Source organism: Paenibacillus sp. FSL L8-0494 (genome assembly GCF_038003695.1).
Lineage (GTDB): Bacteria > Bacillota > Bacilli > Paenibacillales > Paenibacillaceae > Paenibacillus_AQ > Paenibacillus_AQ odorifer.
Genome location: NZ_JBBOPQ010000001.1, coordinates 1953029 through 1969332, shown reverse-complemented (window position 1 = coordinate 1969332; position 16304 = coordinate 1953029). Strand labels below are relative to the sequence as shown.

Annotated in this window: 14 protein-coding genes; all 14 read right to left on the bottom strand. The window is 45.3% G+C overall.

What is annotated here, in order from left to right:
• Positions 1-296 precede the first annotated feature (296 nt).
• The gene (gene glnA / locus NYE35_RS08675; RefSeq protein WP_036684454.1) at positions 297-1721 is read right to left on the bottom strand and encodes a type I glutamate--ammonia ligase; all 1425 of its coding nucleotides are present in this window, start codon (positions 1719-1721) and stop codon (positions 297-299) included.
• A 283-nt stretch (positions 1722-2004) separates the two neighbouring features.
• Positions 2005-3051 carry a 3-deoxy-7-phosphoheptulonate synthase gene (gene aroF / locus NYE35_RS08670; RefSeq protein WP_036684456.1) on the bottom strand — a complete coding sequence of 349 codons (1047 nt, stop codon included), beginning with the start codon at positions 3049-3051 and terminating at the stop codon, positions 2005-2007.
• Positions 3052-3315: 264 nt separating this feature from the next.
• Positions 3316-4272 carry a 4-hydroxy-3-methylbut-2-enyl diphosphate reductase gene (locus NYE35_RS08665; RefSeq protein WP_036684457.1) on the bottom strand — a complete coding sequence of 319 codons (957 nt, stop codon included), beginning with the start codon at positions 4270-4272 and terminating at the stop codon, positions 3316-3318.
• A gap of 59 nt (positions 4273-4331) precedes the next feature.
• Positions 4332-5780, bottom strand: a complete 1449-nt coding sequence (locus NYE35_RS08660) for a sensor histidine kinase (RefSeq protein WP_036684459.1) — start codon at positions 5778-5780, stop codon at positions 4332-4334.
• A gap of 1 nt (position 5781) precedes the next feature.
• Positions 5782-6471 carry a response regulator transcription factor gene (locus tag NYE35_RS08655; protein ID WP_036684461.1) on the bottom strand — a complete coding sequence of 230 codons (690 nt, stop codon included), beginning with the start codon at positions 6469-6471 and terminating at the stop codon, positions 5782-5784.
• A 105-nt stretch (positions 6472-6576) separates the two neighbouring features.
• Positions 6577-8253, bottom strand: a complete 1677-nt coding sequence (locus NYE35_RS08650) for a S1C family serine protease (RefSeq protein ID WP_076141383.1) — start codon at positions 8251-8253, stop codon at positions 6577-6579.
• Between the two features lie 237 nt (positions 8254-8490).
• Positions 8491-9144 (bottom strand): response regulator, encoded by a 654-nt coding sequence (locus tag NYE35_RS08645; protein ID WP_036684464.1) that lies wholly within the window; start codon positions 9142-9144, stop codon positions 8491-8493.
• A 3-nt stretch (positions 9145-9147) separates the two neighbouring features.
• Entirely contained in the window at positions 9148-10224 is a 1077-nt protein-coding gene (locus NYE35_RS08640; RefSeq protein ID WP_036684466.1) for a HAMP domain-containing sensor histidine kinase, read from the bottom strand.
• The gene (liaF, locus tag NYE35_RS08635) at positions 10225-11298 is read right to left on the bottom strand and encodes a cell wall-active antibiotics response protein LiaF (RefSeq protein ID WP_036684468.1); all 1074 of its coding nucleotides are present in this window, start codon (positions 11296-11298) and stop codon (positions 10225-10227) included.
• Positions 11299-11537: 239 nt separating this feature from the next.
• Positions 11538-11681, bottom strand: coding sequence for a hypothetical protein (locus NYE35_RS08630; RefSeq protein WP_156113077.1), 144 nt, complete (start codon positions 11679-11681; stop codon positions 11538-11540).
• Positions 11682-11827: 146 nt separating this feature from the next.
• Positions 11828-12427: a 3D domain-containing protein gene (locus NYE35_RS08625; protein ID WP_170914212.1), complete on the bottom strand. Its 600-nt coding sequence runs from the start codon at positions 12425-12427 to the stop codon at positions 11828-11830.
• Positions 12428-12812: 385 nt separating this feature from the next.
• On the bottom strand, positions 12813-14753 hold the full coding sequence (gene thrS / locus NYE35_RS08620; RefSeq protein ID WP_036684469.1) for a threonine--tRNA ligase: 1941 nt from the start codon (positions 14751-14753) through the stop codon (positions 12813-12815).
• 506 nt (positions 14754-15259) lie between these two features.
• On the bottom strand, positions 15260-15430 hold the full coding sequence (locus NYE35_RS08615; protein ID WP_036684471.1) for a toxin-antitoxin system HicB family antitoxin: 171 nt from the start codon (positions 15428-15430) through the stop codon (positions 15260-15262).
• 11 nt (positions 15431-15441) lie between these two features.
• Positions 15442-16284 (bottom strand): SPFH domain-containing protein, encoded by an 843-nt coding sequence (locus NYE35_RS08610; RefSeq protein ID WP_038569553.1) that lies wholly within the window; start codon positions 16282-16284, stop codon positions 15442-15444.
• Positions 16285-16304: the final 20 nt, after the last annotated feature.

The following is a 16304-nucleotide window of genomic DNA, read 5'->3' as shown; positions in this document are numbered from 1 at the left end:
ACTTTGTACATCACATAAACACAGAACGCATATCGCTCACCGTACATAGTCCAGCGTCACAGATACCACAAATCATATACTGCAAGCCGAACGGAAATCACACATAGCAGTCACCTACCGCCCACCCCAATAACATAGAACACTACTCATGGCTTAGAACACTATGCGTGGCACACATTCATAAGGTACAATAAAATCCATTACTTTCCCAATTCAAAAAAAGAAGCTGCCTCCAAGTAGAATCACTACTTTTGAGACAGCTTCTTTTATTATAAAGATTATATATAGCAGGAATCTTATAGATCGAAGTACAGGGCATATTCATGTGGATGAACACGAATCGCTACCTCTTGTGCTTCAGAACGTTTCAGAGCAATATAGTTATCGATGAAGTCCTTAGTAAATACGTCGCCTTCTGTAAGGAACTCGTAATCAGCTTCCAAAGAATCAAGCGCTTCGCTCAGGCTGCCTGGAACGCTGCGGATTTTTTCTTTATCTGCATCAGACAATTCATAGATGTTCTTATCCAGAGGACCATAACCCAGTTCTTGCGGGTTAATCTTGTTCTTAATTCCGTCCAGACCTGCCATCAGCATTGCGGAGAATGCCAAGTAAGGGTTAGCTGTGGAATCCGGTGTGCGGAATTCGATACGACAGCCTTTTGGTGTCACAGCTGCTACTGGGATACGAACTGCTGCAGAACGATTTCCTTTGGAGTAAACCAAGTTAACCGGTGCTTCATAGCCAGGAACCAGACGTTTAAAGGAGTTGGTGCTTGGGTTAGTCAAAGCGATCAATGCTGGTGCATGGTACAAAATACCACCGATATAATGAAGAGCCATTTCGCTCAAGTTAGCATAAGCGCCTTTTTCATAGAACAAAGGAGTATCTCCGTCAAAGATCGATTGATGCACGTGCATTCCGCTACCGTTATCACCAAACAGCGGTTTTGGCATGAAGGTTGCTACCTTGCCATACTGACGTGCAGTGTTTTGTACAATATATTTATAAGTCATGAGATTATCAGCAGTTTTCTTCAAGGTATCAAAACGGAAGTTAATTTCCGCTTGACCTGCAGTGGCTACTTCATGGTGATGACGTTCAATGCGTAGTCCAACTTCAGCAAGCAGACGGCACATCTCACTACGGATATCCTGTTGGGAGTCAACTGGTGCTACAGGAACATATCCACCTTTAACGCCAACTTTAAATGCCAAGTTGCCGCCCTCTTCTTTACGACCCGTATTCCAAGCCGCTTCTTCAGAATCTACGAAGAATGAGGATCTGTTCATGCCACTTTCGTAACGAACATCGTCAAAGATAAAGAATTCTGATTCAGGTGCGAAGAATGCAGATGTACCTACTCCGCTTTTTTGCAGGAATTCTTCTGCTTTCACAGCAATACCGCGAGGATCGCGCTCATAACGTTCGCCATCAGGAGTGAAAATGTCGCACATCACGTTCAGCGTTGGATGAGCTGTAAACGGATCTATGAACACACTATTCGGATCAGGCATCATAACCATGTCTGATTCTTCAATACCACGGAAACCTTTGATGGAAGAACCGTCGAATGCTACCCCATTTACAAAAGTTTCATCTTCCACTTCAGAAGCTGGCAGAGAGATGTGGTGGGCACGACCACCTAAATCTACGAATCGAAAATCTACCCACTCGATATTGTTCTCTTTAATTGTTTGCAACACTTTTTCAACCGACATGAATTTTTCCTCCCCCAAGTTCCGAACATTAGGCCGCTCACAGTATGCAAATGTTCTTGTTTTAATTTTTTTTGCTGTCGTAATTATAAATCTCATACCTAACATCGTCAATGCTTATGTCAGGTATTTCTTTCAGCAATGTAAGATATTCTAACGCTTTCGTGAAATCTGTTATTTTCGCATATTTTGATGTCACATTTATTTTATTCAACTCCAAAAAAACCCTCTTTTCCCACTAGGTCGCGGGTTAAGAGGGCTTCCGAGGAAGCTCTTAGATTGAATTTTATAGCGCCGAAACCGTTTCTGGCGAAGTAGAAAACTTACGTCCAACAATTGGAGCCAGCTTTTCCAGATCTTTAAGCAGGTTATCAAACTGATCAGGGAATAACGATTGAACACCATCACCTGTCATGGAATTGTCCGGATCTGTGTGCATTTCGATAATTAGCCCGTTTGCACCAGCAGCAACAGAAGCTTTGGCCATAGGCTCAACTAACTCACGACGACCGGTTCCGTGACTTGGGTCAGAGATTACTGGAAGATGGCTTAAGCTTTGTAGAACTGGAATAGCCGATAGATCCAGTGTGTTACGAGTGTAGGTCTCAAATGTGCGAATACCGCGCTCACAGAGCATTACATCCTTATTACCGCCTGCCAAAATGTACTCCGCTGCATTGAGCAACTCATCATAGGTCGCACTGAAGCCACGTTTTAGAAGAACAGGTCTGCCACAGGTCCCCAGCTTGCGCAGCAAATCAAAGTTCTGCATATTCCGTGTACCCACCTGCAGAATATCCGCATGCTCCGCACAGATATCAACATACTCCGGTGTCATAACCTCTGTAATCGTCAACAGGCCATGACGCTTTCCTGCTTCAGCCATCATAGTCAAACCTTCCACACCTACGCCTTGGAAGCTGTACGGTCCTGTGCGGGGCTTAAACGCGCCTCCACGAAGTACCTGAGCACCAGACGCTTTAACAAGCCGGGCGATCTCATCAATCTGCTCTGGAGACTCAACGGCGCAAGGTCCGCCCATGATCACCAGGTTTTCTCCACCAATCTTCACACCCTTGATATCAATAATCGTATCCTCAGGATGGAAATCCCGGCTGGCCAGCTTGTAGGATTTGGAGATCTTCACGACGTTCTCTACACCCTTCATTTGCCGCAAATGCTCGGCGAGCTTAGGAGTGACGCCTCCCACTAAACCTATCACCGTGTGATCTGCTCCTCTGGAGAGATGCACCTGCAAACCTTCTTTTTCGATTACGGCAATTATATCTTTAACCTGCTCTTCCGGTGTTTGATTTGATGTAATGACGATCATATTTATAACTCCCTCTCTACACTTAAAATTTATAATAATTCCGCTAGATACTATCGCGCTACGACGCGTGTTCGCTTTTAAGCTTTTATGCTTTTAATCACTAAAGCAATTCTACCTCAAAAAGCGATTATAGTCAATCTATATTCTAGATTCCTATGCTGGAAGCGTTCTTTCGATAAAAAAGAGCACTTAACCTCGACTGACGAAGTTAAGCGCTCTTGTTGCAGCGTTCATAATATATAAGTTCGAGCCTAGCCCATTACATTAAGTAGTACTTGCACTCTTATTCTTAACCGGTGGCAGCAGCTTCGCCATATTCACAGTACGTTTAATCTCCCACGTCTCCGGATTAGCCGAATCATACTGATCTAAGTAGTTAATCACTTCTTTGGTGATAGGTGTAGGTGTGGATGCGCCAGAAGTGACCCCGACGATATTCACACCCTCTAACCATTCTGTTTGGAGTTCAGACACATCAGAAATACGATGGGCAGGAACCCCAGCGATCTCTTCCGACACCTGTGCCAGACGATTAGAGTTGTTGCTTCGCGGATCACCGACAACAATCACCAGATCACATTGCCCTGCTTGTTCCGCCACAGCCTCTTGACGTACCTGGGTAGCCATACATATCTCATTATGCACTTCAGCACCTGGGAAGGTCTCCAGAAGCTTTTTCATGATATGTTTAATATCCCACTGGCTCATAGTAGTCTGATTCGTAATGACGATACGTGAAGAAGGGATGGATAACGTAGCAATCTCATCTTCTTTTTCAATCAGATGCACATGCTCAGGGGCAATACCCACAGCACCCTCTGGTTCCGGATGGCCTTTTTTGCCGATATAAATGACCTCATAACCATCATCTACTTTTTCCTGAATAAGATCGTGGGTCTTCGTGACATCAGGACAGGTTGCGTCGACCGTAGTCAGACCCTTGTCCCTTGCCATCTTGCGCACCTCAGGAGAAACCCCGTGTGCAGTGAATATAACAGTCCCACTATCCACTTTATCCAGAATATCCAGACGATTATGTCCGTCCAAAGTAATAATGCCATCATCTTCGAACGAATTCGTGACATGACTGTTATGAACAATCATACCCAGTATATAAATCGGCCGGGGAAGATCGAGATTTTGCGCAGCCTGCCGTGCCATAACCATTGCATCGACAACTCCGTAACAATATCCCCGGGGAGAGATTTTAATGACTTCCATGAGTTCACCAGCTTTCTGCTTTCATTGACCTCTGTAATAGGACACTTCTAAATTATACCCTATTCCAGCGGCGGAGCAAAGAGAAGCGGCAACCAGATGACAAAAGTAGTACCCTCACCTTGGCGTGTAACAACCTCCACAGACCCACCATGCTCGTCAATAATCCACTTAGCAATGGATAGACCAAGCCCAATCCCTTCCGTAATTCCACGCGATTCATCCGCACGATAGAAACGATCGAAGATATATGGAACCTCATCTTTATCCATACCAATACCTGTATCAGTGATCCGAATACCAACCTGATTCTGATAGAAAAGGGTATCCAAACTCACGATGCCAGAAGGCGTGTACTTAAAGGCATTATCAATAAAAATAAAGAGCATTTGCTGTAGATAATCTTTATTCCCAACTATATATTTGCCATTTAAGACTGACATATCACCTGTAACCCACTCGGCTTGACGCGGCAGGAAAGAGGCGCGGCGCGCAATCTCATTCATCATCGGTTCCAGTGCCACGGGCTCTATATCAAAAGTACGTCCAGTATCCGCACGCGCGAGCGAGAGCATATCCGCTACCAAGCGGCTCATACGCTTAGACTCGTCTGCGATATCCTGCACCGATTCAAGCGATAGCTGGCGAATCTCAGCTTCACTCATCTTCCCTTCTCCGGGTTCCATCTCCCAAACCTTTTGCAGCAGATCAATATTTCCGCGAATCGTAGTGAGCGGTGTCCGAAGCTCGTGTGAAGCATCTGAAACGAAACGGCGCTGAGCCGCATACGAATCCTCCAGCTCTGTGTAGAATCCTTCCATACGCCCAAGCATACTGTTAACGGTCTCAATAAGCCTTCCTATCTCGTCTGGCGGCCCATCATATTCAATACGCGAGCTTAAATCATTCCCCGTCTGAATCCCATTCGCAGCTTCAATTACTTTGCCGATTGGACTCATGGATTTGCGCGCAAGGAACAAGCCGAAGGTAAATGCCGCGATCAGGGTAGCAAAAGAACCTACGAGCAGGATAGTTTTTAAACGCTCCAAGAGCTTATTTTGTTCACCTACATAGGTAGCCACTTGTAACACAGCAGCAGGATTATTTTTATAATTTTCCAATAGAATTGGCCGTTCATAAATCAGAAATTGATTGCCTTCAATTACAACATTACGAAATCCCTGTACAATTTTATCCCGCTCGGGATAATCAAATGCAAGATTACCATTTCTCATGTTTGTCGTTCGCTGCATAACCTTAGTATCATAAACATAGATCTGTGTATACGTATTAGAATTCTCAGGAGTTCTGACCCCATCCATCATTAGTTCACCGCTGTATAAATTGATACTGAAAAATGGAATGGTCTGCTCAGCTTGCACCTGGAGGCGATTCTTCAAGTCCCCATAAGTATTAAAATAAACAAAACCGTAAATTGCGGCTGATAAGGCCAGCAGCATAACGGCCAAAATCCCTGAATACCAAGCAGTCAGCCGCAATCTTATAGACATGTTAGTTGTCACCTCTTAGAATGTAACCGGCACCCCGGATCGTTTGAATGAGGCGTTTACCGCCATGCTCCTCCGTCTTTTGACGTAGCATAGCTATGTATACCTCAAGCACATTAGATTCACCGCTATAATCATAACCCCATATTTTATCCATGATCAGATCCCGTGAAAGCACACGTTTCGGATTTTGCATAAAAAGATGAAGCAGCTCAAACTCCTTCGCTGTTAACTCCAGTCTTTTACCGGCACGGGTAACCTCACGTGAATCCACATCCAGCGTAATATCTTCATAAGAAACCGCTTGCTCCCCACCTTCACTTTGCTCACTCTTACGCCGAAGCAGCGCACGTACACGTGCAAGCAGTTCTTCCAAGGCAAAAGGTTTAACCAGATAATCGTCCGCGCCCAGATCAAGCCCTTTCACACGGTGCTCAATTTCATCCTTCGCGGTAAGCATGAGAACAGGAACATTACTGCCCCCTTCCCGCAAGCGGCGACATACTTCAAAGCCATCCACCTGAGGCATCATTACATCCAAAATTACCACATCCGGATCACTGCTCAAGATTGCCCGTAATCCATCCGCTCCATTCACCGCTGTTTTCACATCGTAACCTTCAAAAGCTAAACCTCTACGCAGCATAGAAATAATCTTTTCGTCATCATCAATAATTAGAATATTCGGTCGCATCAAGCAGCCCCCATTGTTCAGTTCTTTTTATATATTGTAGCAGTTTACATCACAATTAGACAAAAACGGAAGGGTCGCCCCTTCCGTGTGACTTACCGTCCGGTATTATTGCTGCTGACTTTGTTGTGTAGTCGTTGTATCAAAATCATTTTTGTTACCGATGGTAACTGAAAGATCCATGGTTTTACCATCGCGCACAACATTTAATGTTACTTTGTCTCCAACTTTTAACGTTTGAATGAAGGTAATCAGATCTTGGTTGGTTGCATACTTCGTTCCATTCGCACCGGTAATGATATCGTAAGGGCGCAGGTCAGCGGTATACGCTGGGGATTTATAGATAATATCTGCAACCACAGAACCTTCTTTAATATCCGTACCCATTTGCTTAGCAACCTCATCTGTAATCGTCATAAGAGTTGCACCAATGAAAGGTACCGGCTCTTTCGGAATGGCTTGGTTGGCTTCCAGTTTATCTACGACTTCTTTAATCGTATTCACAGCGATTGCGAAACCAATACCTTGAGAATCCGTGCTGACGGCTACGTTCATCCCGATTACCTGTCCGTTCATGTTAAGCAACGGACCCCCTGAGTTACCCGGGTTGATAGAAGCGTCGGTTTGCAGCAGATTTTTGTAATTACGTGTTCCACTGCCATCTTCTTCGTTAATATCAATACTGCGTCCTTTTGCACTAAGAACACCGGAAGTTACAGTATGGTCGAAGCCTTGTGGGTTACCGATAGCAACCACTTCTGAACCTACCTTTATGCTATCCGAATCTCCAAGTGCTACGGTAGGGAAATCACTATCTCCTTCAATTTTAAGCACAGCCAAATCCAGATCTTTGCTAGAACCTAGCAGCTTCGCTTCATAAGGCTTGGTTACGCCATCGACGGTGACTTGGATTACATCAGCATTGTCAATTACGTGCTGGTTGGTCAAAATATAGCCGGATTTCTCATAAATGAAGCCTGTTCCAATTCCATAAGGGATAAGCTGTGATGAAGAATCCGATCCTGATTTGGAATCCTGTTCATTTTGTGAAGAACCATTTCCACTGTATTGATCCCCGAAGAAAAATTGTGAGAAGGGATCACTCAGATTCGGGCTGGATGAGCTTCCATTACGCGAATTAGTTTTCACTAATGTCTCAATCTTAACGACTGCTGGTCCCACTGCATCAACAACACCTGTCACATCACGAGATCCAGTCACCAAGGATGTAGTAGAAGTAGAAGGCGCAACACCTGCACTCTCGCCCGTTGTCTTCGCCGTTCCATTCGTTCCGGAGCTAGTAGCAACCGTTGTAGCTGTATCTCCCGTAAACCAGTTACCTCTGTCTGCCATATACATTGAGCCCGAGAGAACGACCATACCGGCTAGGAATGATACCAGCACTGTTTTTAACGAGCTTTTTGGTTTTTTATTATATTGCCAGCCGCCGCCACCTTCAGAACCGCCACCGCCATTTCCTCCGCGGCCACCACCATTGCCATCATAGCCAGTGGTACGAAGTGATGTGTTATATGGTAAGGGCTTTACAGGCTGTGGAGGTGTAACCTCGACCCGTTCTGGCTCCATCCGATTGTAGTGCTGCGCGCCTCCGTCAGCGTTATTCTCATCTTTGTTCAAAGATTTAAAAGGTCCGTAAGAATAGTAGTAGGATGATGATCCTGTTTCAGATGAAGTATTATTATTGCTGCTATTGTTATTATTGTCCCATTCCCGATCTGGTGCTGGTCCATTGTCGCGATTGAAGTTGTTTTTGTTATCGTCCATGTTTATCTTTCCTCCTGCTTCCTGTCGCCGTGACAAGGATTAATTTGTTTTCATGTTCTTATTTTGTACTTTAAACCTTAAGGTCACATTAAAAACAATTTAAGCGCAGATAAAAGATATAGGCAAATGGGAGGAGATTATACAGGGAAGCAGAAAAAAGAAGCTCGGGCGCGAAAAAGGTCGCGGCCCGAGCTTCTAAAACCATTTCAAATAGTAATGCACCTTAGTCTACAAGTCCTACCCCTGAGCCCAGCCCTTTCGATGAGCGTAAATAGCCAACTGGGTACGGTCATCAAGCTCGCATTTCATCAACAGATTGCTGACATGCGTCTTCACTGTCTTGATGCTGATATGCAGCTCCTCACCGATATCCTTATTGGTCTTGCCCTCAGCTATAAGCAGCAGGACTTCCTTCTCACGCTCTGTTAAACCGGAGGAATCACCTTGCACGGTGCGCTGGCGTATACCACGGGTCAGCGCCTGTGACACATCACCCGTCATGACGGGCATGCCGCGGTAAGCCCCTTGCAGTGCGTAGATTAACTCTTCTGCCGACACTGTTTTGAGCACGTAGCTGACAGCACCAGCCTCTATAGCATCTACAACAAGATCATCCTCCAGAAAGCTGGTGAGGATCACGATTTTGAGGCCAGGAAATTCAGCCAGCACTGCTCTTGTGGTCTCGGCACCATTCATCACAGGCATCATCAAATCCATCAGCACGAGGTCAGGCAGACCTTCATGTCCACCAGCACGCAGCATCTCCAGCGCCTCTTGTCCATTCGCCGCCTCACCGATGACCTCGAATGTAGGCTCCAGCATTAGATAAGTTTTGAGGCCCATCCGTACCATATCATGATCATCTACGAGCAACACTTTTATGACACTCATGCTCTACTCCTCCTCGTCCTGTGTATCTGTTCCTAACGATCTATTCTGCTCTAATTCTGGGTTCCCTTGAACAAACTTAGGAATATGTACACGGATCGTCGTTCCCGCACCCTTGCGGCTAATAATCTCCACTTGCCCACCCAGTTTCTCCGCGCGTTCGCGCATGGTGGTGAGACCGTAGGAGCCTTGTTTTTGCTGCACATGTTCAAAACCTTGACCGTCATCACTAATACTCAGCACAACTTGTCTTGATCCTTCACGCAGTGATAGGCTGACCAGTCTAGCTTCAGCATGCTTCACAATATTCGCCATCGCCTCTTGAATAATTAGGAACAGCTGATGTTCGATCGCTTCCGATAACTCGCCCTGAAGTTCGAGCTCCTTCATTCCTTTTAAGCCATTCTGGCGACAATAATCGGGAAACCATTTTTCCAGCGCCTCGAACAGATTTCGACCTTCCAGCTCCACTGGACGCAGTTGTGCAATTAATGCTCTCATTTGTTTTTGTGCCATCTGAGACATTGTAATCAACTGGTCCATGACCATTTGACCTTGAGCTTCATTGACCTTCAGAACTTTAGGCAGCGAAGAAGCGGACATATGGATGGCAAAAAGCTGTTGGCTCACCGTATCATGCAGATCCCGGGCCATACGCCTTCTTTCCTCCAACACCGCACTCTCCGCTGCCTGTTCCTTCTCAATAACCTCTTGTTCACCCAATCGCTGTAGAAGCTGCATCTTATTCTCAACCGTATCCATCATGACATTAAACTCGTGATACACTCGGGCAAAAGACTGATCGTCACTTTCTGGCATCCGTACGGACAGATTTCCTTTGGCTACCTGCAGCATATTCAGATCCAGATGATCAATCCGGCGCTGAATCCGCTGGCCTGCCATGTAGCCGATAACTACAGTGAACAACACAATCCCGAGACATAAGTACAGCCACATCCGATAATCCTTCACTTCGATATAACCAAGGCAAGTGCCTGCATACATCAATCCAGCGCTTACCGCTCCAGTGAGCAAAAAGTAAAACAACAGCAACCATTTGGTATTACTGAAGATTGTCCCCATCTAACCCACCGTTTTAACTTTAATGTCACCTATAAATGCACTTACATTTATACGGACTTTTTTGCCTGCTTCTTTATAATAAGGAGTCTTGCACTGTACACTGCTCATAAACCCACTGCGAGACTGATCCAGAACTTCCATATCCCCGATAAAAGAACTGCTGTTCACCGAGATGCCAAGATCCATATCATTCGGAATGTACACTTTAATGTCGCCTATAAAAGCGGAAATATTAATCCTCGTTTCGCCATAAGCAATTTGTGCATTCGTCAGATCCAGTACGGTATCGCCGATAAACTGCGAGATATTCGTGTTCTTCAGTTGGAAATGCTCGCGCCCCATGTGGACATCTCCGATAAAAGCAGAGCGATTGGTCGATTCCTTTTGATTATTTGATTCATGGAATTCCTCATGCCATTCACCATGTCTACGAGCATGACGCTCATGACGTTCCTGACGTCTGCGCTCGTGTCGTTCCTGCTTCTCTTGCCAACGTGCTTCAGCGCCGGACTTATAAGATCCTGTTTCGTCCTCATCGTCTTCTTCATCTTTTTGAAGATAGTCCTTCCAGTCGCGTTGACCAGAAGCCTTGCCGAATTTTTGCTCAAATTGTTCATCAAGTGTGGAATCCAGCGGTTTGGGCGGCTCCACATCTAGTGAGCTTTTTCCTGAAGGAAAGTGATCTGGTGGTGACGGTGGAGCTGGTGGCACAGGTGGTACTGAACCGCGTGGTTTAAAAATCACATAAAGTCCGCCGCCAATCAACATGACTGGAATGAACATTTTGAAAAAATCCCCGGCCGAAATATCAAACCAATCTAAATTCCGTCCAAGGAAAAACACTCCGATCGCCAGAAAGAAAAAGCCGCCGATAGGTGAAGAACCTTTTGATTGCTCCTCCCCTGTACCTAAAAGCCGTTTCATTCCCATTAGGATCAAGATAACCGGCCAATAATTCGAAATCAGGTAACCTAAGCTGAAATCAGTGTAACCCAATTGTCTCAGTAGAAACATAGCTCCAATCCCTATCAGGATCAGGCCGCCTAAAACCTGGCTGGTGAACCTTCTTTTCATGACTCATTTCCCCTTTAAAGTAGTGGAACGCTCTCTTCTTCAATCTTATAGCCTTAGTCTACAGGAATGAAGTGCTGAGAAACAGCGGCGAGAGAAGGAACTTCCCCTCAGTCTCTAGACTGAGATGAATGGGATAAAATTCTATTTACTTCATTATATATGAAAAAAGACTGTCCCTCAGTAATTAACTGATTTGGACAGTCTCTTTTTTTCAGCAGTCTTCTGCTTCAGTTAGCGCATTATTGTTGCGGTTTCTGAGCTGGTTTAGAAGTATTTCCACTTTGCTTAGTAGCGCCGTCATTCTCAACAGCAAACTCAGCATTGTATTTTTCATTTGGTGTTTTGTAATTTTCTTGTACTTTAGATTTCTTGTTATTGGCCACGGAATTCACCTCCTTTTCTCTTATGCAGCATAGAATATGCTTACTAAGAGAACATCTCGGAAGAGGCAATTGCTTTGCCCCAGTCCGTATTATGGCAAGGTGATGTCACTATTATGCATGACCAAGTGAAAATAAGTTCAATCCCATTAAATGGATTCTTCGAGCAGGGATTGCGGCACTGCTTTGTAAGTCTCAATCGCTTGGCTCAGCTTCTTCAGCATGACTTCCGTGCAAGTCCCGTTACCACGCTTAATGAGTTGAACTACAACCGATTTTTTGCCCCATTCCTTATACACCTGTTTCGTAGTAGCAAAATACAGATCAATTTTCCGCCCTTTAATAGCCGAGCCCGTATCAGCAACTATGGCGTATCCATAGCCCGGTATATAAAGAATACTACCCAGCGGCAAAACCTTAGGGTCAGCAGCAATGGTTGAGACTGTATTCTTATCTCTGCGCACTTTTACACCTGAATAAGTGATTCCATATTCGGGATGCTTAGATGTTTTACCTGTAGATTCATAACCCGCAGTATAGCCAGTCGCCATTACTTTCATTGAAGTAATAATCTGGTCTTCCGCGGGAGCGGCTACAGGAATAGAATTTGGTAACTGTTTTGAAGATCCGCTGCCACCATTTGTTTTAGTGGTTGGAGCTTTGGTGCTCTGCGGTGCCTTTGTCGCTGCTGGTTTATTTTTTGTTGTTGCAGGTAATACAGGTGCGACGGAATGCGCCTCGTTTGACATTAGTGTGGCGCGGCCAGTCGCAAGAACGACCTTATCATCTGTGGTTCTCATAAACACAGAATTAGCCTTGGTATATTGCAACTCGTTCGATAGCGTTTTGTTAATACCCGTGTGCTGTAAAGTGTCTCCTGTCCCAATGGCCCCTACTGCCTGTTGCTTAGATTCTGGAATGATTCCAGCAGCGGTCAATAGCAAAACGATGGTGACAAAAAGACACCAAAACCTCTGAAATATGCCCATTTTGTTCATGTGATAAACCTCCCCCTTATTAGCGAAGGTTTCCCGATTCACAAAATTTTATACATGAAGATCAGAAGTTGATCCTCATGGGCATATAACAGAGGTCTTATTTAGACGTAATTTTGGTGTTGTTAATTACAAGAAATTAGGAAATCACACGATCAGCAATTTCCTGAGACAAGAGCTCAATCACTTCTTGAAGCGGCTTAGCTCCAATGTCGCCTTCCCCGCGTTTACGGATGGAGACCGTCTGAGCGTTCATCTCATTCTCGCCAACTACGAACATGTATGGCAGTTTCTCAAGCTGAGCTTCGCGGATCTTATAACCCAGCTTCTCATTGCGGAGATCTGCCTCAGCAGAGATACCACGGCGACGCAGCTTGTCTGTAACTTCCTTGGCATAATCGTCGAACGCTGTCGATACAGGAATTACTTTAACCTGCTGTGGAGATAACCAAAGCGGCAGCGAGCCCGCAAAGTTCTCTAACAGGAAGGCAACGAAACGTTCCATAGTACCCAAGATTCCGCGGTGCAGAACGACTGGACGGTGTTTTTGACCATCATCACCGATATATTCCAGTTCAAAACGTTCAGGCAGCAAGAAGTCGATTTGTACAGTAGACAGAGTCTCTTCTTTACCTAATACAGTTTTAATTTGCACATCAAGTTTAGGACCATAGAATGCAGCTTCGCCTTCTGCTTCGTAGAACGGCAGTCCTGCTTCCTCTACTACCTCACGCAACATCCGCTGTGCAGTTTCCCACATTTCGTCATTCGCATAATATTTCTCTGTATCCTTAGGATCACGATAGGACAACCGGAAACGGTAGTCATTAATACCAAAGTCACTGTATACCTGTTTAATCAATTCGATTACACGAATGAACTCGCCTTTAATTTGGTCCAGACGGCAGAAAATATGGGAGTCATTAAGAGTCATCGAACGTACACGGTGTAAGCCAGTCAATGCGCCTGACATTTCATAACGGTGCTGGATACCAAGCTCAGCAATACGGATCGGCAGATCACGGTAGCTGTGCATCGAGCTCTTATAAATCATCATGTGATGCGGGCAGTTCATTGGACGAAGAACAAATTCTTCATTGTCGATAGTCATCTTAGGGAACATATCCTCTTGATAGTGCTCCCAGTGTCCTGAAGTTTTGTACAGTTCAACATTACCCAGAACTGGTGTGTATACATGCTGATAGCCAAGACTTGCTTCCAGATCTACGATATAACGCTCCAGAATACTGCGCAATTTGGCACCCTTAGGCAACCAGATTGGCAAGCCTTGTCCTACCAATTGATTAAATGTAAAGATTTCAAGCTCTTTACCAAGCTTCCGGTGGTCGCGTTTCTTCGCTTCTTCAAGCAGGCGAAGATGCTCATCAAGCTGAGCTTTTTTAATCCAAGCTGTGCCGTATACGCGTTGAAGCATCTTATTCTTGCTGTCGCCGCGCCAGTAAGCACCAGCTACATTCATCAATTTAAAGACTTTGATCTTGGCAGTCGACGGCACATGCGGTCCGCGGCATAGATCGAAGAATTCACCTTGTTCATAGATAGAAATCACGCTATCTTCAGGCAATGCCTCGATCAATTCCAGCTTGTAAGGATCACCTAGCTCACCGAAAATTTCAAGTGCTTCCTTGCGGCTAACTTCTTTGCGCACGATCGGCAGGTTCTCCGAAATTATGCGGTCCATTTCCTTTTCGATTTTGAGCAAATCTTCAGGATTTAGAGGATGTTCCAGATCCATATCGTAGTAGAAGCCATCTTCAATGACCGGACCTACACCAAGCTTAACTTCTTTTGTTCCGAACAAACGTCTGACAGCTTGAGCCATCAAGTGAGCTGTACTGTGACGCATAACCTCCAGACCTTCAGGTGAATCCAAAGTTACGATCTCTACCAGTGCGCCCTCTTCAAGGGGAGTAGATAAATCTACAACGATACCGTTCATTTTCCCCGCTGCTGCATTTTTGCGCAGGCCACTGCTAATAGAAGCTGCTACATCATCAATACTGCTACCCTCTGCGTATTCACGGACAGAACCGTCCGGAAGCTTAATACTTACTGACATTGCTAATTCCTCCTTCATATAATTAAGCCTAACGGCCCTTTAACCTTTGCGGAACAATAATATCCACGCACACAAAAAAACGCCCGTCCCGCAAAGGGACGAGCGATTACACCCGTGGTTCCACCCAAATTCGATTCTCTCTAGCCTCCCTTGAAACCTCAAGCGGAGTGAAGATAGAATCCTTCGTAAGCATGGAGTAACGACCATGAACCGGCAGTTCTTACTATCCCATTGCAGGGAGTTCAAAACGGCAGCTACAAAGGGGTAAATCGAAAGCAGGATGCCGGAGGAAATTTCAGCCTAAGTTTCCTCTCTCTGAACGGTCCAGAACAATCAACTCATATCTTCGTCAATGCTGTTAACGTGAATTATGGAGTAATTATAAATCTGTCCTCTCTGACAGTCAAGTCAGAAAAGGGTCCAAAATGATAGAAACTCAGGCAGAAGACACACATAAGGACTGTTCTGGCAGCCAATACATGGATACCGAAACAATCCTTTTGTGGTTATTCCTCTCGCCGTTTTTTTTCAGGTAAGCGGCCTGCACGTTTCAAAGACTCACGCAACAAGTATTCGATATGTCCGTTTACGCTGCGAAATTCCTCTCCCGCCCATCGTTCCAGCGCCTCATGCAGATCCGGATCGATCCGCAGTGGAAAGCTTTTCTTGGCCGCCATGATGCACCGCCTTAGTACAACGAGCCGGCGTTAATGACCGGACTCGCTCCGCGCTCCGACACGATCGCAACCATCAGATTATTGATCATCGCCGCTTTGCGTTCCTCATCAAGCTCAACTACGCCACTCTCTTTAAGCTGTTTAATCGCCATATCGACCATGCCCACGGCGCCTTCAACAATGATTTGACGAGCGGACAGAATTGCAGATGCTTGCTGACGTTGCAACATTGTACTGGCAATTTCTGTGGAATAAGCCAAGTGTGTAAGCCGCGCTTCAATGACCTCGACACCAGATATCGACAAACGTTCTTGCAGCTCGGTTGCCAATTCTTTAGCAATCTCATCTGCATTGGCCCGCAGGGACATGCCCGATTCATTGAAGTTATCATACGGGTATTTACTGGCCACATGACGCAGCGCTGTTTCACTTTGAATTTCCACAAACGCCATATATTTATCTACATCAAAAAGCGCTTTTGCAGAGTTAATTACCTTAAATACGATAACTGCAGCAATTTCAATCGGATTCCCTTCCACATCATTAACCTTCAGCTTGACACTGTTAAAGTTACGCACGCGGAGGGAAACCGTCTTGCGCAAACTGAACGGAATGACTGCAAACAAGCCACTTGTCACGATAGTCCCTACATATTGCCCGAAAAAGGTAACTACGACCGACTTATTGGGCTGCACAACCGTAAAACTTGTACATAGAACTCCAGCTACAACGAACAGAATGACTGGCACTGCGACATACTCCTGAACAGCACCATAAATTCCTCCAGCTAAACAAACTGCAATCAATGCGAGAACCCAAAATCCACTGACAGGACGAAGCGTTTTCTCTTTCATAAAAGCACCCCCACTAGATA

What these genes read in the sequence shown, in the direction of transcription:
- NYE35_RS08645 (WP_036684464.1), bottom strand. Translation starts at nt 9,144, where the DNA reads ATGAGTGTCATAAAAGTGTTGCTCGTAGATGATCATGATATGGTACGG.
- NYE35_RS08650 (WP_076141383.1), bottom strand. Translation starts at nt 8,253, where the DNA reads ATGGACGATAACAAAAACAACTTCAATCGCGACAATGGACCAGCACCA.
- NYE35_RS08660 (WP_036684459.1), bottom strand. Translation starts at nt 5,780, where the DNA reads ATGTCTATAAGATTGCGGCTGACTGCTTGGTATTCAGGGATTTTGGCC.
- thrS (WP_036684469.1), bottom strand. Translation starts at nt 14,753, where the DNA reads ATGTCAGTAAGTATTAAGCTTCCGGACGGTTCTGTCCGTGAATACGCA.
- NYE35_RS08655 (WP_036684461.1), bottom strand. Translation starts at nt 6,471, where the DNA reads ATGCGACCGAATATTCTAATTATTGATGATGACGAAAAGATTATTTCT.
- NYE35_RS08640 (WP_036684466.1), bottom strand. Translation starts at nt 10,224, where the DNA reads ATGGGGACAATCTTCAGTAATACCAAATGGTTGCTGTTGTTTTACTTT.
- NYE35_RS08625 (WP_170914212.1), bottom strand. Translation starts at nt 12,427, where the DNA reads ATGTCAAACGAGGCGCATTCCGTCGCACCTGTATTACCTGCAACAACA.
- NYE35_RS08665 (WP_036684457.1), bottom strand. Translation starts at nt 4,272, where the DNA reads ATGGAAGTCATTAAAATCTCTCCCCGGGGATATTGTTACGGAGTTGTC.
- glnA (WP_036684454.1), bottom strand. Translation starts at nt 1,721, where the DNA reads ATGTCGGTTGAAAAAGTGTTGCAAACAATTAAAGAGAACAATATCGAG.
- NYE35_RS08615 (WP_036684471.1), bottom strand. Translation starts at nt 15,430, where the DNA reads ATGGCGGCCAAGAAAAGCTTTCCACTGCGGATCGATCCGGATCTGCAT.
- liaF (WP_036684468.1), bottom strand. Translation starts at nt 11,298, where the DNA reads ATGAAAAGAAGGTTCACCAGCCAGGTTTTAGGCGGCCTGATCCTGATA.
- NYE35_RS08610 (WP_038569553.1), bottom strand. Translation starts at nt 16,284, where the DNA reads ATGAAAGAGAAAACGCTTCGTCCTGTCAGTGGATTTTGGGTTCTCGCA.
- aroF (WP_036684456.1), bottom strand. Translation starts at nt 3,051, where the DNA reads ATGATCGTCATTACATCAAATCAAACACCGGAAGAGCAGGTTAAAGAT.